This is a genomic window from Bacillus sp. K2I17 (assembly GCF_002209985.1).
Lineage (GTDB): Bacteria > Bacillota > Bacilli > Bacillales > Bacillaceae_G > Bacillus_A > Bacillus_A wiedmannii.
The window spans coordinates 245,068-262,519 of sequence record NZ_NJGF01000001.1 but is presented as its reverse complement, the minus strand read 5'-3'; the positions used below and the strand labels follow the sequence as shown (position 1 = coordinate 262,519).

22 protein-coding genes, 1 pseudogene and 1 riboswitch are annotated in these 17,452 nt (G+C 34.5%); of the genes and pseudogenes, 17 read left to right on the top strand and 6 right to left on the bottom strand.

The window, feature by feature from the left end; genetic code table 11:
- Positions 1-9: 9 nt before the first annotated feature.
- From CER22_RS01420 to CER22_RS01405, 4 genes are all read left to right on the top strand, one after another.
- On the top strand, positions 10-873 hold the full coding sequence (locus CER22_RS01420; RefSeq protein WP_142293422.1) for a carbon-nitrogen family hydrolase: 864 nt from the start codon (positions 10-12) through the stop codon (positions 871-873).
- Positions 874-944: 71 nt separating this feature from the next.
- Positions 945-1,087, top strand: a riboswitch (SAM riboswitch).
- Between the two features lie 90 nt (positions 1,088-1,177).
- Positions 1,178-2,359, top strand: a complete 1,182-nt coding sequence (gene mtnK / locus CER22_RS01415) for an S-methyl-5-thioribose kinase (RefSeq protein WP_088608098.1) — start codon at positions 1,178-1,180, stop codon at positions 2,357-2,359.
- Complete coding sequence (mtnA, locus tag CER22_RS01410; RefSeq protein ID WP_088608097.1) at positions 2,356-3,417, top strand: S-methyl-5-thioribose-1-phosphate isomerase; 1,062 nt, start codon at positions 2,356-2,358, stop codon at positions 3,415-3,417. Before mtnK ends, mtnA begins: the two co-directional genes overlap by 4 nt.
- Before the next feature lie 68 nt (positions 3,418-3,485).
- A complete protein-coding gene (locus CER22_RS01405) occupies positions 3,486-3,623 on the top strand; it encodes a YvrJ family protein (protein WP_000393345.1) in 138 nt (45 codons plus the stop codon).
- A 94-nt stretch (positions 3,624-3,717) separates the two neighbouring features.
- Here CER22_RS01405 and CER22_RS01400 read toward each other — a convergent pair whose 3' ends face one another.
- On the bottom strand, positions 3,718-4,494 hold the full coding sequence (locus tag CER22_RS01400) for a 3-hydroxybutyrate dehydrogenase (protein ID WP_000258444.1): 777 nt from the start codon (positions 4,492-4,494) through the stop codon (positions 3,718-3,720).
- Between the two features lie 195 nt (positions 4,495-4,689).
- Between CER22_RS01400 and CER22_RS01395 the strand changes: the two genes are divergently transcribed.
- From CER22_RS01395 to CER22_RS34080, 4 genes and pseudogenes are all read left to right on the top strand, one after another.
- Positions 4,690-5,034 carry a PadR family transcriptional regulator gene (locus CER22_RS01395; RefSeq protein WP_088608096.1) on the top strand — a complete coding sequence of 115 codons (345 nt, stop codon included), beginning with the start codon at positions 4,690-4,692 and terminating at the stop codon, positions 5,032-5,034.
- Positions 5,021-5,788: a DUF1129 domain-containing protein gene (locus CER22_RS01390; protein WP_088608095.1), complete on the top strand. Its 768-nt coding sequence runs from the start codon at positions 5,021-5,023 to the stop codon at positions 5,786-5,788. The genes CER22_RS01395 and CER22_RS01390 overlap by 14 nt, the downstream gene beginning before the upstream one ends.
- Before the next feature lie 13 nt (positions 5,789-5,801).
- Complete coding sequence (locus tag CER22_RS01385; protein ID WP_088064332.1) at positions 5,802-6,563, top strand: DUF1129 domain-containing protein; 762 nt, start codon at positions 5,802-5,804, stop codon at positions 6,561-6,563.
- A gap of 10 nt (positions 6,564-6,573) precedes the next feature.
- Positions 6,574-6,710, top strand: a pseudogene (locus CER22_RS34080) (DNA-binding protein); the annotation flags it as partial.
- Positions 6,711-6,725: 15 nt separating this feature from the next.
- Here the strand turns inward: CER22_RS34080 and CER22_RS01375 are convergent.
- On the bottom strand, positions 6,726-7,343 hold the full coding sequence (locus CER22_RS01375; protein ID WP_087985107.1) for a DUF955 domain-containing protein: 618 nt from the start codon (positions 7,341-7,343) through the stop codon (positions 6,726-6,728).
- 160 nt (positions 7,344-7,503) lie between these two features.
- On the opposite strand from CER22_RS01375, the gene CER22_RS01370 reads away from it, so the two are divergent.
- From CER22_RS01370 to CER22_RS01360, 3 genes are all read left to right on the top strand, one after another.
- The gene (locus CER22_RS01370) at positions 7,504-7,797 is read left to right on the top strand and encodes a DUF3928 family protein (RefSeq protein ID WP_000288327.1); all 294 of its coding nucleotides are present in this window, start codon (positions 7,504-7,506) and stop codon (positions 7,795-7,797) included.
- Positions 7,798-7,907: 110 nt separating this feature from the next.
- The gene (locus CER22_RS01365; RefSeq protein ID WP_142293415.1) at positions 7,908-8,357 is read left to right on the top strand and encodes an NUDIX hydrolase; all 450 of its coding nucleotides are present in this window, start codon (positions 7,908-7,910) and stop codon (positions 8,355-8,357) included.
- A gap of 139 nt (positions 8,358-8,496) precedes the next feature.
- On the top strand, positions 8,497-9,672 hold the full coding sequence (locus tag CER22_RS01360) for an acetyl-CoA C-acetyltransferase (protein ID WP_000552069.1): 1,176 nt from the start codon (positions 8,497-8,499) through the stop codon (positions 9,670-9,672).
- Between the two features lie 31 nt (positions 9,673-9,703).
- Here the strand turns inward: CER22_RS01360 and CER22_RS01355 are convergent, their stop codons facing one another.
- Positions 9,704-10,456 (bottom strand): AAA family ATPase, encoded by a 753-nt coding sequence (locus tag CER22_RS01355; RefSeq protein ID WP_000567977.1) that lies wholly within the window; start codon positions 10,454-10,456, stop codon positions 9,704-9,706.
- Positions 10,457-10,466: 10 nt separating this feature from the next.
- Positions 10,467-10,736, bottom strand: coding sequence for a hypothetical protein (locus CER22_RS01350; protein ID WP_000059857.1), 270 nt, complete (start codon positions 10,734-10,736; stop codon positions 10,467-10,469).
- 148 nt (positions 10,737-10,884) lie between these two features.
- On the opposite strand from CER22_RS01350, the gene CER22_RS01345 reads away from it, so the two are divergent.
- On the top strand, positions 10,885-11,613 hold the full coding sequence (locus CER22_RS01345) for a DUF4184 family protein (RefSeq protein WP_088608093.1): 729 nt from the start codon (positions 10,885-10,887) through the stop codon (positions 11,611-11,613).
- Between the two features lie 36 nt (positions 11,614-11,649).
- Positions 11,650-12,414, top strand: a complete 765-nt coding sequence (locus tag CER22_RS01340; RefSeq protein ID WP_088608092.1) for a hypothetical protein — start codon at positions 11,650-11,652, stop codon at positions 12,412-12,414.
- Positions 12,415-12,460: 46 nt separating this feature from the next.
- On the opposite strand, the gene CER22_RS01335 is transcribed toward CER22_RS01340, so the two are convergent.
- A complete protein-coding gene (locus CER22_RS01335; protein ID WP_000758773.1) occupies positions 12,461-12,892 on the bottom strand; it encodes a DUF3997 domain-containing protein in 432 nt (143 codons plus the stop codon).
- A gap of 131 nt (positions 12,893-13,023) precedes the next feature.
- Between CER22_RS01335 and CER22_RS01330 the strand changes: the two genes are divergently transcribed.
- From CER22_RS01330 to CER22_RS01320, 3 genes are all read left to right on the top strand, one after another.
- Positions 13,024-13,479: an RDD family protein gene (locus tag CER22_RS01330; RefSeq protein WP_000769076.1), complete on the top strand. Its 456-nt coding sequence runs from the start codon at positions 13,024-13,026 to the stop codon at positions 13,477-13,479.
- A gap of 181 nt (positions 13,480-13,660) precedes the next feature.
- Positions 13,661-13,759, top strand: coding sequence for a hypothetical protein (locus CER22_RS01325; RefSeq protein ID WP_000145657.1), 99 nt, complete (start codon positions 13,661-13,663; stop codon positions 13,757-13,759).
- A 64-nt stretch (positions 13,760-13,823) separates the two neighbouring features.
- The gene (locus tag CER22_RS01320; RefSeq protein ID WP_087985103.1) at positions 13,824-14,333 is read left to right on the top strand and encodes an SDR family NAD(P)-dependent oxidoreductase; all 510 of its coding nucleotides are present in this window, start codon (positions 13,824-13,826) and stop codon (positions 14,331-14,333) included.
- A gap of 66 nt (positions 14,334-14,399) precedes the next feature.
- On the opposite strand, the gene CER22_RS01315 is transcribed toward CER22_RS01320, so the two are convergent.
- Positions 14,400-15,500 carry an ABC transporter ATP-binding protein gene (locus CER22_RS01315; RefSeq protein ID WP_088608091.1) on the bottom strand — a complete coding sequence of 367 codons (1,101 nt, stop codon included), beginning with the start codon at positions 15,498-15,500 and terminating at the stop codon, positions 14,400-14,402.
- Positions 15,501-15,762: 262 nt separating this feature from the next.
- On the opposite strand from CER22_RS01315, the gene malL reads away from it, so the two are divergent.
- Positions 15,763-17,439, top strand: a complete 1,677-nt coding sequence (gene malL / locus CER22_RS01310; protein ID WP_088608090.1) for an oligo-1,6-glucosidase — start codon at positions 15,763-15,765, stop codon at positions 17,437-17,439.
- Positions 17,440-17,452: the final 13 nt, after the last annotated feature.

Genomic DNA, 17,452 nt, shown 5'->3' with positions numbered 1-17,452 from the left:
CCACCTCTTTTGAAAGTTGTTACAATTCTAGTGACAAATGATATAATCTTTCCAGTATTTTGTAAAGAAAAAATTAAGAATGGGGCTGACAAAATGAAAGTCGCATGTATTCAAATGGATATTGTCTTTGGAGATGTAGAAAAAAATATTGAGAATGCTAAAAATAAAATAAGCGAAGCGATGAAGGAAAGACCAGATGTGATTGTCTTACCAGAACTATGGACAACGGGATATGATTTAACGAGGCTTACTGAAATTGCAGATAGGGATGGATTGCAAACGAAAGAAAAGCTGAAAGAATGGTCGAAGCAATATGGTGTACATATTGTCGGTGGGTCTATAGCGAAGCAAACAGAGCAAGGTGTTACAAATACAATGTATGTGGTAAACAAGGAAGGAGAACTAGTCAATGAATATAGTAAAGTGCATTTATTTCAGCTTATGGATGAACATAAATATTTAATCGCTGGAAATAGTACAGGTGAATTTAAGTTAGATGATGTAGAGTGCGCCGGCACAATTTGTTATGATATTCGTTTTCCAGAGTGGATGCGCGTTCATACTGCGAAAGGTGCAAAAGTTTTATTTGTTGTAGCAGAATGGCCATTGGTTCGTTTAGCGCATTGGCGTTTGTTATTGCAAGCAAGAGCAGTTGAAAATCAGTGTTATGTTGTTGCATGTAATAGGGCAGGAAAGGATCCGAATAATGAGTTTGCCGGTCATTCTTTAATTGTCGATCCTTGGGGCGAAGTTGTTGTAGAAGCGAATGAAGAAGAATCAATTTTATTGGGAGAGCTTCATTTTGAAAAAATTAAAGAAGTACGCAAAGGAATTCCAGTTTTTGCAGATCGTCGTCCAGAATTATACAAATAAAATGTTGACAAGTGATTTTTATTCTTGGTATAGTCTTCAACATAAAGTTAAAAATTCGAAAAATTATACAACTCTTATCAAGAGCAGGTGGAGGGATTTGGCCCGATGAAGCCCAGCAACCGACCGTAATACCATTGTGAAATGGGGCGTTTATTTACGCCAAAAGGCACGGTGCTAATTCCAGCAGAAAGTAAACCTTTCTGGCAGATAAGAGGGGAGAAGATAAACTTCAAACCTCTTTCTTTGTGGAAAGAGGTTTTTCTACGTCAGAAAAACCTCTGAATTAAAAAAGGGGGAGAAGACGATGGGATATTATTCATTAACTGAAACGACAGCTATACAATATGCGAAAGAACACGGTTATTTTGAAAAGAAAGCAAATGTAGTTTGTCATGAAATTGGAGATGGAAATTTAAATTACGTGTTCAAATTAGATGATGGAGAGAAGTCTATTATAATAAAACAAGCACTGCCATATGCGAAAGTAGTTGGTGAGAGCTGGCCACTGTCTATAAAAAGAGCGACGATTGAAAGTAAAGCATTACAAATTTTTGCGAAGTATGTGCCGGAATATGTGCCGGTAGTGTACAGTCATGATGAAGAGTTAGCAGTAACAGTCATAGAAGATCTATCAAGGCTAATAATTGCAAGAAAAGGATTAATAGATGGAGAGGAGTACCCGCTTTTATCCCAACATATTGGTCGCTTTCTAGCACATGTGTTGTTTTATACTTCAGATTTCGGTTTACAATCAGAAGAGAAAAGGGTACTAGAAGGTGCATTTGTAAACCCAGATCTTAGTAAAATCACGGAAGATTTAGTGTTTACAGATCCGTTTAGTCATTATGATACGAATGAGTATGAACCAGAGTTACAACTAGCGGTGGATGAACTATGGAGTGACAAAAATTTAAAATTAAAAGTAGCACAGTATAAATATAAATTTTTAACGAGAAAAGAAGCGCTTATTCATGGTGATTTACATACTGGTAGTATTTTTTCATCCCCTGCTGAAACGAAAGTAATTGATCCAGAATTTGCAACATATGGTCCATTTGGATTTGATCTTGGCCAATTTATTGCAAATTTATTATTAAATGCACTATCCCGTGAAGAGGAAAAAAGAAGTGTGCTATTTTTCCATATTGAGAAAACATGGAGTTATTTTGTAGAAGCTTTTACGAAGTTATGGATTGGAGAAGGTGTAGAAGCATATACGAAAGAGAAACAATGGTTGCCAATTATTTTGCAAAATATTTTTACAGATGCCGTTGGATTTGCCGGATGTGAGCTTATCCGTAGAACAATTGGCTTAGCGCATGTAGCTGATTTAGATGGAATAGCAAATAAAGAAACGAGAATTCAAGCTAAGAAACAAGCGTTATCCTTAGGTAAAGAACTAATAAAATATGAATCTAAGAGTGCTGATATTCAACTGTTCCGAACATTATTTCAACAGACAGTTTCTGGAGGGATAAAAGCATGAGTACAATTGTTACGGTTCCGAGATCTGTCAGTTGGAAAGGTGATGCCATTGCAGTATTAAATCAAACAAATTTGCCGCATAGTACAGAATACAAGACATTAACGACGATTGAAGAGGTATGGAAAAGTATTGTCATGCTAGAAGTACGAGGAGCACCTGCAATTGGAATTGTAGCTGCATTTGGCTTGGCACTTGCATCAAAAAAATATAATACTGTACATATGGAAGAATTTCAAAAGAAGTTTAATAGAGATTGTAATTATTTAGGAACGTCACGCCCGACAGCAGTCAATTTATTTTGGGCAATCGATCGTATGAGAGAATCAATTCGAGAAATTACTACAATAAAAGAAGCACAAAAAAAATTAGAAGAAGAAGCGCTTCTCATTCAGCAAGAAGATGAAGCAGTATGCCGGAGTATTGGAGAACATGCATTAACATGTTTTAAAGATGGTGATCACATTTTAACAATTTGTAACGCTGGAAGCATTGCAACTGCTAGATATGGTACTGCATTAGCACCGTTTTATATTGGGAAAGAAAAAGGTGTACGTTTACATGCGTATGCGTGTGAAACGAGACCGGTTTTACAAGGCGGGCGTTTAACGACCTGGGAATTAAAACAGGCAAATATTGATGTAACACTTATTACCGATAATACGGCAGCTCATGCTATTCAAACGAAAGAAATAAACGCGATTATTGTAGGAGCGGACCGAATTGTCGCAAATGGAGATACAGCAAATAAAATCGGAACAATGAATTTAGCTATATTAGCAAATTATTTCGATATTCCATTTTACGTTGCAGCTCCGTTATCTACGTTTGATATTACGAAACAAACAGGTACAGAAATTGTTATTGAAGAAAGAGATGAAACCGAAGTTACGAAAATTTTTGGAAAACAAGTGGCGCCAATTGGAACTGATGTTTATAATCCTGCATTTGACGTAACAACGAATGAATTAATTACAGGTATTATTACTGAAAACGGCATCATACACGGAGATTATAAACGGGAAATTGCATCATTATTTGAAAGACAAGCTAATACATAATAGCTTGTTTTTTTTATGCCTAAATGTTTTCTTTTCTCTTATTTATATAATGGAAGGAGGCGGAAAAGATGGAAGAGTGGATCAGGATGGTAGGTAATGTAGGGTTTCCGATTGTTGTAACATTATATTTACTCCATCGTATTGAAAGTAAATTAGATGGGGTAATTGTTGCAATCGAGAAACTCCCTAAACAATTACTAAAGTAGGAAGGTCCTCGTGATAGAAAGTAAAATAAAGTTTGCTCTTCGTGAGCAAACTTTATTTTTTACCCCGCATTAATGGGCAGTAAAAGCCTTCACTTTATTGAGCAGTATAACCACCATCGATAACAACGGCTTGTCCAGTTATACCTCTTGCTTTTTCACTTGCTAAAAACATAGCATAATCAGAGATTTCTTGTACTTGCAATAAGCGTTTTTGTGGTACAAGTGGATAAATAACATCTTCTAAAACATTTTCAAGTGGTACATTTCGTGTAGTAGCTAAATCTTGTAGTTGATTACGTACAAGTGGGGTATCGACATAACCAGGACAAAGCGCATTAACGGTAATTCCGTGAGTAGCGCCTTCTAAAGCGGCAACTTTTGTTAATCCGATTACGCCATGCTTCGCGCTATTGTAGGCGGATTTTCCTGCAAATCCAACGAGGCCATTAATGGAGGCTACATTAATAATTCGGCCATACTTTTGTTTTTTCATGATTGGGAAGGCATGCTTAATTGCGATAAAAGGAGCGATTTGCATAATTTTAATAAGTAGTTCAAACTTTTCAGTTGGAAAGTCTTCAATTGGTGAAACGTGCTGCATTCCTGCGTTGTTAATTAATATATGTAATGAACCGAAATGAGTAACGGTTTGAGAAATTGCAGCGGTAATTTCTTCTTCAGATGTAACATCACATTTTAAACCGATAGCTTGATAGCCTTCTTTTTGTAATTGTTCAGCAGCTTCTTTTGCACGTTCTTCAAGACGATCGGTAATGACAACTTTTGCACCTTCTTTTGCGAAAGCGTTTCCCATTTCATAACCAATACCGCTTGCAGCACCTGTTAAAAAGACAACTCGATTTGTAACCATGGTGAAAAACATCCCTTCGTAATAAAATTCTCATATTGCTCTATTTAGAGAGTAGATAATAAAAATCCTGCAAAGATTTGGAAAAATATTGTTAGCTATCTTGTTTTGCAAAATAGCCTCTGCTATACTATTTTGTAAAGCAAGATACTTACGCTTATCTATCTTGTAAAACAAGATAGTGGGAGGATTTGAATTATGTCGACAAGTCAAATGCTGAAAGGGATTTTAGAAGGATGCTTACTTGCTATTATTTCTGAAGGTGAAATATACGGTTATGAAATGAGTGAAAAGCTAGCGAAGTATGGCTTTACTATGGCGAGTGAGGGAAGTATTTATCCGCTATTAATACGAATGCAAAAGGAAGGATTAATAACAAGTGTAATGAAGGAATCTCCATCTGGTCCAAAGCGGAAATATTATACATTAACAGAAAAAGGCGAGGAAGCACTTAATGAATTTATGGATCGCTGGGAAACGATGCAAAGTAGTGTAGAGCGTCTACTTGAGGGGAAGGGGAGAAAAAATAATGTTATCAAGTGAAGCACGAAAGTTTTTATTAGATATGAGATTATTTTTAGTGGCAAAGGGTGTAAAAGAAAGCGATATTGAAAATTTTATAGAAGATGCAGAACTTCATTTAATCGAGGGTGAGAGTGATGGGAAAAGTGTAGAAGATATTTTCGGAAGCTCACCGAAAGAATATGCAAATGAACTTGTAAAAGTAATGGAAAGAGATAGACAGGAAACGTGGAGACAAATTGGTTTTACAGTAATGAATATCGTATCGTTTTGGATTATTGCTTCTATCCTAATAGTGAATAACGGATTATTACAGATCTCACTTATTCAGTGCGTTGGGTATAGTTTGTCATTGATTTTAGTTGTTATAGGTCCTAATTTTTTACTTCGCAAAATGACCTTCGTAACAAGCTTTACAAAAACGTGGTTTTCTATGTGGTTTTTAGTTATGGTAGCGCCAATGTTTTTAATGGGGGCTGTTACGATATTAGATGTAATCTATCCTACCAAAACGTTTACATTCACCCAAACGCAAAGTTATATATTAGCTGGAGCTATTTTTATGATCACAGTAGCGATAAATATATATTTTGAAGGATGGTTTAAAAACTTATATTTAATTATTCCATTTTCGATTATGTTACTGTTTAAAACATTTACATCAGAAGATCTCGTGCCAATGTTATTTCAAGTTATATGTTTATACGGAAGTTTGTTTATTTTAATTTTCCTTGAAATTATGATGAAGACGAATAGAAGAGAAGTGGTTAAATAAGGGAGGGGTTATCATGCAGATTTCTAAAGAAGGAGAAAAGTTTTTAATCGATACGAAAGTGTATTTAATAACAAAAGGAATGAAAGAAGAAGATGTGGACGCTTTTATAGAAGATGCAGAGCTTCATTTAATAGAAGGTGAGAAAGAGGGAAAGACGGTAACGGATATATTTGGTGATTCACCAAAAGAGTATGCGGAAGAATTGGCGAAAGAGATGGAGAAGGATAAAGGTGGGAGTATAAAGAGTATTCTTGCGATGATAATTGGTATTGGCGGGTATTGGATATTAACTCATATTTTATTTAATAATCCAAATCAGCAATTTACACTAACGAATATACAGTTAATTGGCTATCCTATCGTCTTAATCATTACGATTATTGGAACCATTGTTGCGTTTAGAATGTCTTCTTTTAAAAATAAATTTGTAGAGTTCGGAATTATTTACATAATAGTAATGGTTCCCATTTTATTATTAGTATTATTGATGTTTGTTGATAAATGGTACGGTACACCTATTTTGCAATTATCGACAATGCAAACATATATATTAGCAGCAAGTATCTTTTTATTACTTTTCGTTGGAGAAGTGTATGTCCTTGGTTGGATGGGTGTTTTGGTGCTAATTGTTCCTTTAGCGATTATGTTTATATTTAAAGGATTAGAAGAAAAAAATGTATTTTGGGGAATTGCAAAGATATTACTTATGTATGGAAGTATATATGGGTTAATGAGATGGTCTTTAAAAATTGAAGAGAGAAAAAGTGTAAACTAGTATTTCAAAAAAGTGGCTGCTCTGGATATACAAAAAATTATTTCCAAAGAAATACTATATTTTGATTTTTAGAGGGATTCGTTTTAGGTGTATAGTGTATCCTTTGCAGCCGGTATATCGTTTATTAATTGGAATAAATTGTTTTAAACAGTAACATGACAGTTACTGTTTTTTTCTTTGTAATAAAGAACTTTGTAAAGAGAGTGCTTTTTGTTCGTTTGTTAATAAGGATTGAATATGGACGTTTTCAGGACGAGGTACGATAGGGTACATAAGATTTGTTGGAGAAGGATGGTGCTCCGAGCCAGTTGGGGAATGAGGATCTGCGTGAGTAAGTTTTCCGTGAACACGTCTTGTAAATAAAATATGACCGACTTCGTGAGCGAGCGTATATATATTTTTCATGGGAGCAGCCGAATTTGTTAAAACGATATAACCAGTAAGTTGCTGTTGTTTGGCTAAAGAGTACGCGCAGGCAATTACGGCTGTTTCTTTGAAATAATCACTGCCAATATAACAAATGTAAAGGTCGCATTCAGGAGCTTCATTTACACATGTTTGGAAAAAGGATGCTAATTTTTCCTGACTTTGAATAGAATTTTTATAACTAATTTCACGGTCAGAAAAACGAAAAAGTTCATTTAAAATAATTACGTCTTTAATTTGAAATGTAATGGGGTGCCAAATTGATTCTGCAACTGCTAAATCTTTTGCGATACGGTCATCAGAAATATCGGCGCCTGGAGTAATGCAAATACATATATTGACGTATGGATCCATAAGGAACACCTCAACTGAAAAAATTCTTTCTATAATATATGTTGGGAAAAGACCCTATGTATGGATAAAAGCCTTGTTTATTACAAGTCGAAAAAATTTCATAGTTCTATAACATGGTGTGGTCATCTTTTTGATATAGTAAAGAAAAGGGGGAGAATATATGTATACATTAAAAATCGTTTCAGACAGAGAAGCACTTTATCAATTTGCGAGTTATGTAAGAGTTGTACAAGGGGTTGAAGATGTATATGTAGAGGTGGGAGAACCTTTATATGAACATCCATTAATGAAGTTTTATGTACATATTAAGCTGGAGGAAACATATGAGCAACATAAAGCGTTACAAGAAATAGCAAGATTAGTAGAATTAGGGCGTTTTACATACGTTCATTATCGTAATGATGAAATTGAAGAAGCTTTTGAAGCTGTAAAATATGAAAGTTTTAAGAAATAAAAATGGAAAAAAGGAAGCGAAAGCTTCCTTTTTTTTCTTGGAAATTACATCAACAAAAGGAGAAGAATTTTGTTATGATAAGGGAGGGTGAGGAAAGGAGAATTTACATAATGGGGTATATTGAAGAGTTACGCAAAGTTGTTGGGACAAGACCACTTATTCTCGTTGGATCAGCAATAATTATACTAAATGATAATCAGGAAGTATTGCTTCAATATCGTTCAGATACATATGATTGGGGTGTACCTGGCGGCGCGATGGAACTAGGAGAAACGACGGAAGAAACTGCTCGCCGAGAATTATTCGAGGAGACGGGATTAACTGCAAAAATAATGCAATTTCTAGGTGTCTTATCAGGAAAGGAAGTATATTTCCGTTATCCTAATGGGGATGAAATTTTTAATGTTATTCATCTGTATCAGGGGCATCATGTGAGTGGAGAATTAAGGCTTGATCATGAGGGATTGAAGCTTCAATATTTTCCGGTAGATAAGTTACCAAAATTGAATGAAACGACAGAGAAAATTTCACAAAAATTTTTATATGCATTAACAGAATAGAAGGTTAATTCCTTCTATTTTTATTATATTAAATATTTTGATTTTTTAGTATGTTTATAGTATGATAGATGCAGACATACATCTTATGGAATTTCACCTAAAAACTGACTAGGGTACATAAGAGAGGGGCAAGTGCAAAATGCATAATGTTGTTATTACAGCTGCAGTTCGTTCGCCAATTGGAACTTTTGGAGGAGCGCTAAAAAATGTAACGCCAGTAGAATTAGCGGTTCCTGTACTTCAGGAAGCTGTAAAACGAGGCGGGGTAGAACCACACGAAGTTGATGAAGTAATTTTAGGTCATTGTATTCAAAGAACTGATGAAGCAAATACTGCAAGAACAGCTGCATTAGCGGCAGGATTTCCTGACACAGTTACGGGTTATACAATCCAACGCCAATGTTCTTCAGGTATGCAAGCAATTATGTCAGCTGCAATGCAAATTCAATTAGGTGTAAGTGATGTTGTTATTGCAGGTGGAGTAGAAGCAATGAGTTCAAGCCCTTATGCATTAAAACAGCACCGCTGGGGACAACGTCTACAGCACGGAGAAATTCGTGATACGGTGTGGGAAGTACTAGAAGATCCGATTCATCATATTATGATGGGTGAAACGGCTGAAAATTTAGTTGACCAATATGAAATTACAAGAGAGGAACAAGATGAAGTTGCGCTTCGTAGTCATACATTGGCACTGCAAGCCATCGAGTCTGGATATTTTGACGAGCAAATTGTTCCTATTACGATAAAAGAACGTAGAAAAGAAATAGTATTTTCGAAGGATGAACATCCACGTGCAGATATTACAGCGGAAAAATTAGCAGGATTAAAACCAGCTTTCCGTAAAGATGGATCTGTAACGGCAGGGAATGCATCTGGCCTTAATGATGGAAGTGCGGTTCTAGTATTAATGAGCGAAGAAAAAGCGAAAGAAAAAGGCTTACAACCGTTAGCTAGAATTGTTGGATATTCAGTAGCTGGAGTAGATCCGAAAATTATGGGTATTGGACCAGCACCAGCAATTCGTAAAGGGTTAGAAAAAGTAGATTGGTCATTAGAAGATGCTGATTTACTGGAAATTAATGAAGCTTTCGCGGCTCAATACCTAGCTGTAGAGAAAGAATTAGGTTTAGACCGTGAAAAAGTGAATGTAAACGGTAGCGGTGTAGGACTTGGACATCCAATCGGTTGTACAGGAGCTCGTATTACTGTAAGTTTAATTCATGAATTGAAGAGACGCGGTTTAGAAAAAGGAATTGCTTCTCTATGCGTCGGTGGCGGTATTGGGGTAGCATTATTTATAGAAGCACTATAAAAAAGAAGCAGCAATCGCTGCTTCTTTTTTATTAAGAATCAAATAAATGATGAAATAATCGATCACGATTTTCAAAGAAAAGTTTTGTCGTTTGGTAATGCTCGGTTTCTTCTAATGTGGATTCATGAATCCCTTCTTGTGTTAAAGAATATATAGTGGATTCAGGATAAGCCATTAAAATAGGAGAGTGCGTCGCGATAACAAATTGTGAACCTTGTTCCGCTAGTTCGTGCATTCGAATAAGCATGGAAAGTTGCCTCATTGGTGATAGAGCGGCCTCAGGCTCATCTAAAATGTATAAACCTTGTCCTGAAAAACGGTTCATAAATAAGGAAAAGAATGATTCGCCGTGTGATTGTTTGTGTAGTGAGATACCACCATATGAGTCAATAACTGGATTCCCGCGTGCTTCTAGATCAGCATCCATCTCATCAATATAAGAAGCAACGTTATAAAATGATTCAGCACGAAGAAAGAAACCGTCGTTTGGTGTATTGAAACTTTTAGAAATTCGAAGGTATTCATGTAAAGATGAATGTGAATCGTTTGTGCTAAAGCGGAAATTCTTCGTTCCACCTTCTGCATTAAATCCTAAAGCGATTGCAATTGCTTCGAGTAATGTTGATTTTCCCGTTCCGTTTTCTCCAATAATGAATGTTACATTTGGATGGAAGGCAAGTGATTGTAAAGTTCGGATAGCGGGTAGACAGTAAGGATATGCGGAAAAACTAGGGATATTTTCTTTTTTTAATGTGACATTTTTTAAAAAGGGTACGTCAATCAATATATAAACCTCAATTCATAACGGATTTTGATTCTAAAAAAGCAGCAAATACAAGGGTAAGACAGCTTGCAAATAGTATTGTATATTGAAGTGCGCCAAAGCCAAGACCTTCCCAGCCTAAAGTCATTCTCTTCCATATGAAAATAAAAAGAACGCTTATAAAACCAACGAGAGCAGGCATATATTTTATAATTTTTAAGTGCTTCCACAGAAAAAAGCCGATGTATGTAAGTACAAAGAAGATAAGCAGAATGAGAAAAAAGGCAAGTGTTAATGACACGTGAACCTCTCCTTATTTTCTGAATATTTTATGTGGATTATAACATGTAAACTATCATATTCCAATGTGAAAATAAATATTGCATCAAGATCAATTCTCTCGTTATGATAGATGGTATTCTATTGAAGATATGAAAAGGAGTTAAAACATGCCGTTTACATTTGCGCATCCAGCAGCAGTTCTTCCTTTTGTGAAAAAGCGTTCTCAATATATTTCAGTAACGGCTCTTATATTAGGCAGTATGGCGCCTGATTTTGAATATTTTTTACACTTTAGACCGTATGGTGTTATTGGTCATACATGGCTTGGATTCTTATATTTAAATTTACCACTTGTATTTCTGTTAGCATATATGTATCATTACATTTTAAAAAAGCCGTTTATAACACATTTACCTAAACCATTTGCTGGCTATTTTGCATATGCAGTAGATGAGAGGTGGGGGCTTCATACATGGAAGGATTTTTTTGTATTTTGCTATTCTGCTTTATTTGGTATGCTCACGCATGTCGTTTGGGATGCATTTACTCATAATACAGGCTATTTTGTTACGAAGATACCATTGTTACAAAGAGGATTACATAGTATCCCGGTGTATAAATATATGCAACACGGGAGTACATGTGTTGGTTTCTTATTACTATTATACGTACTATGGAAGTATAAAGATGAAACAGGGAAAGATGTTATGATAGCTTCAGAAAAAAGGAAGTATTGGGTTTCGGCAATCATTTTCGCAGCTCTAGTATTTATCGTTCACGCATTAGTAGATCCCTATTTTCATATTTTCCAAATAGGGGGTATAATAGTATCTGGACTGACAAGTTCCTTTTGTGGAATTCTCATTGTTTCTATAGTCTACAAAGCAAAGGACTAATTTATATTAATGAATGATAGTGTTAGGAGAAATTATATGATGAAAGCATGGAAAAATATTTTTGTTTTATGTAGTTTTCTTCTTATGTTAAGTGGTTGCTTCCATCAAGAAGAAAAGAAAGTTGAACCGAAGAAGAAAGAATCTATTCCTGAAACAAAAGAATATGGTGGGCGTGAGCTGAAAAAAGTAGGACAAAAAGTGAAAGAAACAGGGTGGGGTACTTTTAAGTTAGAACAGATTCAATCTGTAAATCAAACATTTGAAGTAGCACTAATGAAAATTCACATACAAGATGTAAAAGTAATCTCTTTATCGCAGATGAGTAAAGATGCAAAAAATGCATTAAAAGTATTTACGGCATTAACTCCTGAAGAAGTAAAGCGTAGATTAGGAGATAAAGTAAGTCAAGAAGATGCGGAGTTATATGCATCGATAAGTGGTACAGAGATTAGTGATACGATTCGTTACGTTGAAATTACATATAAGGTGGAAAATAGCGGGAATAAAAATATGCAATTTTTCTCTATGAATGATGTTACGATTAATGATAAGCAACATTTTAAAGTAGCAACTCAAAACTTTTTATATGATGAAGATACGCTCGTTGGTACAAAAAATGTATCAAGGGAAGACTATAAGCCTGGTGAAACAAGAGATGGTATTATCGGCTTAATACTTGATGATGGAAAAGAAAAGGTAAAGGATATTAAGTTTACAACAGATAATGTAGTCGCAGCAGATACAGAAACGCAAGATGTTGTAAAAGAGGCACAAACTTTTAATATCTCACTTTCTGAGTAGGGGATTTTTAAAAACATAAAAGAAAAAACAGTCAGCGTTAAAAATATTATGCTGACTGTTTTTTCTTTTCTTTTATGTATGAATCTACATTTTGAAAAGGTACCTTAATTTTAAATGCATCTTTTTGTTCATTAAATTGCTTTTCATTATAAGGACCAAAACGTTTATTATGCTTTACGTCAATAATCCAATAATGCTCACTTTTTTTATTTGCAATTGCTCCGTCAGGGTTATTCGGATCTGACTTTTCCTCAATTTGTTTTGCAATAATGTATTTATCATCCCAAGCTATGTCTGTAATTTTTGCAGGAATGTATTGTGTGGCATATACAGCATCTTGCGATGGGAAAAGTTCAAATGCATTTCCAGAAGTACGTATGAGTTCGTATTCATCGTTAATCGTATAAGTTATATGATTTGTATTTCCAGCACAACCGGCTAATAGGAATGCGACGAATAGGATTATCCATTTTTTCAATATGGGAACCTCCTTTACAATGCTGTTGTAACACATTGTACAAGAAAAGTAAGAGAAACGCTAGTTTACAATGTTTTTTAGAAGTGGTACGATGAGATGGGTAAAGAAGGATATGAAGGAGTCGACATAAAATGAAGTTAAAGATGCATCGTCCAGCGCTTGTAATGAATCGCATAGGTGCTTCCCTAATTGACATGTTTTTAATCTCGGTTATGTATGGTGCAGTAGTAGCTATTATGACCGGAAATTATAGTGCTATTTTTAATCGCTTTAATATTAGTTTTGGTGATTATAGATATGATCTCGCAGTAGTTTTTATATTAATGGCGATATATTTTATTTTGGTACCCTTTATTTGGAACGGTGTTACACTTGGTAAAAAGGTAACGAGAATAAAATTAATTTCATTGAAGAGTGAAAAGTTAACATTACAAACATTAATTATAAGATTTTTTGTATTGTTATTACCGAACATATTGCTACTTGGAATTCCGATATTATGTAACGTATATATGATGTTATTCCGCAAAGATAATTGTGGTTTTCAAGATTTAATTACAAAAACAAAAGTGATAAGTCTTGTATAATAAAACAGAGACCTTTTTATACATAAAATAAGAAGGTCTTTTTTAATTATATAAATATATTTTAAAGGATATATAATAAGAAAAAGTTAATCCATATCATTTTTGATTTCAATAGATTGAAAATTAAGAAAATGTTACAATGATTAAAATAATATCTTTATATAATAAGGGGGAAATTGAAATGACTGGGGGTAGCGTAATCTTTTGGGGGATTTTAATTTTCATCGGTTTAGTTTTCGATCAGCGTAATAGTAAGAAAAAAGAAGGAGTAAAAAAGTAATCGCTTACAAATTAATAAGCAACTTTTCTTGCTTGCAGACTAATCTCATAAAGGAGTATACTGAATGACGGTAAGACTTACAGAAGGGGTAATGAAAATGAAGCTTGCAGGAAAAGTTGCTATCGTAACTGGCGGTGGCATCGGTATTGGACGTAATACAGCTCTTTTGTTGGCTAAACAAGGCGCAAAAGTAATTGTGACGGACATTGATCAAGAAAGTGGACAAGCAACAGTGGAAGAAATTACGAATCTAGGCGGAGAAGCACTTTTTGTATCCTATGATATGGGAAAGCAAGGAGATTGGCAACGCGTTATCAGTATTACTTTGAATGCATTTAGTCGCATTGATATGCTTTTTCAAAATGCTGGTTTATATAAAATAGATTCTATTTTTTCTCGCCAACAAGAGAACGATTCCAATGTACTTTGTATTAATGACGTTTGGATAGAGATAAAACAATTAACGTCATCTTTTATGAAACAGCAAGAAGAAGTGGTGCTGAGTGACTTACCGATTTTCGGTATTATTGGCACGAAAGGACAATCATTTCATACAGTAGAAGCCCTCGTATAATAATGAAAACCGCCCTCAAAGTATGTGGACGGTTTTTTTGTATGTTATACAGAGGAAAATTATTTTTTAGCGAATACGTTGTTCAGTTTGATTATCAAAGAAATGTGCTTTATTCATATCAAATGCTAGTTTAATTTGATCTCCAGGTGAAAATGTATGTCTTGCATCAACACGTGCTGCAAAATCTTGATCTCCAAGTTTCATATATAAAATAGATTCAGCACCTAGTAACTCAGCAACTTCGATTTTTGTTGTGAAGGCAGTAGATTGTGAAGCTTCTAAAAATAATAGTTCATCATGAATGTCTTCAGGACGAATACCTAAAACAATTTCCTTATTTACATAGCCTTGTTCACGTAACATCTTCATTTTTCCTTCAGTTACTTTGACTTTTAATGAATTATCTATAACGAAATCGGTTTCAGTCAATTTACCACGGAAGAAATTCATTGCTGGAGAGCCAATAAATCCACCAACGAAAATATTTTCAGGTGTTTCATATACTTCTTTTGGAGTTCCGATTTGTTGAATCTTTCCGTCTTTCATAACAACGAGACGTGAAGCCATTGTCATTGCTTCTGTTTGATCATGTGTTACGTAAATTGTTGTCGTTCCAAGACGGTGATGTAATTTAGAAATTTCTGAGCGCATTGCAACACGTAATTTAGCGTCTAAGTTGGATAAAGGCTCATCCATTAAGAATACTTTCGCGTCTCGAACAATCGCTCTCCCTAACGCAACACGTTGACGTTGTCCACCAGATAACGCTTTCGGTTTTCTATCTAAATATTGTTCCAGTCCTAAAATTTTTGCTGCATCTTTCACACGATGATCGATTTCATCTTTTGGTATTTTTCTAAGTTTTAATCCAAATGCCATATTATCATACACGCTCATATGTGGATATAAAGCATAGTTTTGGAAGACCATTGCGATATCGCGATCTTTTGGAGGGACATCATTCATTAGCTTACCATCAATTGAAAACTCTCCTTTTGAAATATCTTCAAGTCCAGCCACCATTCGTAATGTTGTAGATTTTCCGCATCCAGAAGGACCGACAAATACGATAAACTCTTTATCTTGAATGTGTAAATTAAAATCTGTTACAGCTGTTACATTATTATCATATATTTTATAAATGTTTTCTAATTTCAATTCTGCCATGGTATTGCCCCCTAGAAAAAATTATGCAAACGTTTTCTTTGAGTTCATTATAAACTAATAGATTCAAAAAATAAACAAAAAAATAAAACGTTTTCATTTATTAGAGGAATATTAGTAATTTGCATATGTTTTCTTAGAAAAATAAGAATAAAAGTTGTAAGCGCTATTTTAAATTAAGATAGAATCTGTTATCATTCATTAATGAAAACGTTTGCGCCTTAAAACAAAGAAAATCGAATTATTAATGAAATGGGGTAGCATAATGGAAAAACAGTGGTGGAAAGAAAGTGTAGTATATCAAATTTATCCTCGTAGCTTTATGGATAGTAACGGTGATGGTATTGGGGATCTTCGTGGGATTATTTCAAAGCTAGATTACTTAAAAGAATTAGGGATTGATGTCATTTGGTTATCACCGGTCTATGAATCTCCAAATGATGATAATGGTTATGATATAAGTGATTATTGTAAAATTATGAATGAGTTCGGAACAATGGAAGATTGGGATGAGCTATTACATGAAATGCATGAACGTAATATGAAACTTATGATGGACTTAGTTGTTAACCATACTTCTGATGAACATAATTGGTTTATTGAATCACGTAAATCAAAAGATAATAAATATAGAGACTACTATATATGGCGTCCTGGAAAAGAAGGAAAAGAGCCGAACAACTGGGGAGCAGCTTTTAGTGGATCTGCATGGAAGTATGATGAAATGACAGATGAATATTATTTACATCTGTTTTCTAAAAAACAGCCGGATTTAAATTGGGATAATGAAAAGGTAAGACAAGATGTTTATGAAATGATGAAGTTTTGGTTAGAAAAAGGAATTGATGGCTTCCGTATGGATGTTATTAATTTTATTTCTAAAGAAGAGGGATTACCAGCTGTTGAAACCGAAGAAGAGGGGTATGTTTCAGGTCATAAGCATTTTATGAACGGTCCAAACATTCATAAATATTTACATGAAATGAATGAAGAAGTATTGTCTCATTATGATATTATGACGGTTGGTGAAATGCCTGGTGTAACGACAGAAGAAGCGAAAATGTATACTGGAGAAGAACGAAAAGAACTGCAGATGGTATTCCAATTTGAACATATGGATTTAGATTCGGGAGAAGGCGGAAAATGGGATGTAAAACCATGCTCACTTCATACTTTAAAAGAGAATTTAACGAAGTGGCAAAAAGCATTAGAGCATACAGGGTGGAATAGCCTGTATTGGAATAACCATGATCAGCCACGCGTTGTATCTCGTTTTGGTAATGATGGAATGTATCGCATTGAATCTGCGAAAATGTTAGCGACGGTGCTTCATATGATGAAAGGAACACCGTATATTTATCAAGGAGAAGAAATCGGAATGACGAACGTTCGATTTGATTCGATTGATGAATATCGAGATATTGAAACGTTAAATATGTATAAGGAAAAAGTGATAGAGTGCGGTGAAGATATAGATAAAGTGATGCAGTCTATTTATATAAAAGGCCGAGATAATGCTAGAACACCGATGCAGTGGAATGATAAAGAACATGCTGGATTCACAACAGGTGAGCCTTGGATTACGGTAAACCCTAACTACAAAGAAATCAATGTGAAACAAGCAATCCAAAATAAAGATTCAATTTTTTATTACTATAAAAAATTAATTGACCTACGCAAAAATAATGAAATAGTTGTGTACGGATCATATGATTTAATATTAGATAATAATCCTTCTATTTTTGCATACGTAAGAACATATGAAGAAGAAAAACTTCTTGTTATTGCAAACTTTACGGCGGAAGAATGTGTATTTGAATTGCCTAAGGACATTAGTTATAGTGAATCAGAGTTATTAATACACAATTACGACGTAGAGAGTGGATTAATAGATAACATTGTATTACGTCCATATGAAGCGATGGTATTTAAATTAAAATAAGAAAAATCCTTAT

What these genes read in the sequence shown, in the direction of transcription:
- mtnK (WP_088608098.1), top strand. Translation starts at nt 1,178, where the DNA reads ATGGGATATTATTCATTAACTGAAACGACAGCTATACAATATGCGAAA.
- mtnA (WP_088608097.1), top strand. Translation starts at nt 2,356, where the DNA reads ATGAGTACAATTGTTACGGTTCCGAGATCTGTCAGTTGGAAAGGTGAT.
- CER22_RS01405 (WP_000393345.1), top strand. Translation starts at nt 3,486, where the DNA reads ATGGAAGAGTGGATCAGGATGGTAGGTAATGTAGGGTTTCCGATTGTT.
- CER22_RS01400 (WP_000258444.1), bottom strand. Translation starts at nt 4,494, where the DNA reads ATGGTTACAAATCGAGTTGTCTTTTTAACAGGTGCTGCAAGCGGTATT.
- CER22_RS01395 (WP_088608096.1), top strand. Translation starts at nt 4,690, where the DNA reads ATGTCGACAAGTCAAATGCTGAAAGGGATTTTAGAAGGATGCTTACTT.
- CER22_RS01390 (WP_088608095.1), top strand. Translation starts at nt 5,021, where the DNA reads ATGTTATCAAGTGAAGCACGAAAGTTTTTATTAGATATGAGATTATTT.
- CER22_RS01385 (WP_088064332.1), top strand. Translation starts at nt 5,802, where the DNA reads ATGCAGATTTCTAAAGAAGGAGAAAAGTTTTTAATCGATACGAAAGTG.
- CER22_RS01375 (WP_087985107.1), bottom strand. Translation starts at nt 7,343, where the DNA reads ATGGATCCATACGTCAATATATGTATTTGCATTACTCCAGGCGCCGAT.
- CER22_RS01370 (WP_000288327.1), top strand. Translation starts at nt 7,504, where the DNA reads ATGTATACATTAAAAATCGTTTCAGACAGAGAAGCACTTTATCAATTT.
- CER22_RS01365 (WP_142293415.1), top strand. Translation starts at nt 7,908, where the DNA reads ATGGGGTATATTGAAGAGTTACGCAAAGTTGTTGGGACAAGACCACTT.
- CER22_RS01360 (WP_000552069.1), top strand. Translation starts at nt 8,497, where the DNA reads ATGCATAATGTTGTTATTACAGCTGCAGTTCGTTCGCCAATTGGAACT.
- CER22_RS01345 (WP_088608093.1), top strand. Translation starts at nt 10,885, where the DNA reads ATGCCGTTTACATTTGCGCATCCAGCAGCAGTTCTTCCTTTTGTGAAA.
- CER22_RS01340 (WP_088608092.1), top strand. Translation starts at nt 11,650, where the DNA reads ATGATGAAAGCATGGAAAAATATTTTTGTTTTATGTAGTTTTCTTCTT.
- CER22_RS01330 (WP_000769076.1), top strand. Translation starts at nt 13,024, where the DNA reads ATGAAGTTAAAGATGCATCGTCCAGCGCTTGTAATGAATCGCATAGGT.
- CER22_RS01325 (WP_000145657.1), top strand. Translation starts at nt 13,661, where the DNA reads ATGACTGGGGGTAGCGTAATCTTTTGGGGGATTTTAATTTTCATCGGT.
- CER22_RS01320 (WP_087985103.1), top strand. Translation starts at nt 13,824, where the DNA reads ATGACGGTAAGACTTACAGAAGGGGTAATGAAAATGAAGCTTGCAGGA.
- CER22_RS01315 (WP_088608091.1), bottom strand. Translation starts at nt 15,500, where the DNA reads ATGGCAGAATTGAAATTAGAAAACATTTATAAAATATATGATAATAAT.
- malL (WP_088608090.1), top strand. Translation starts at nt 15,763, where the DNA reads ATGGAAAAACAGTGGTGGAAAGAAAGTGTAGTATATCAAATTTATCCT.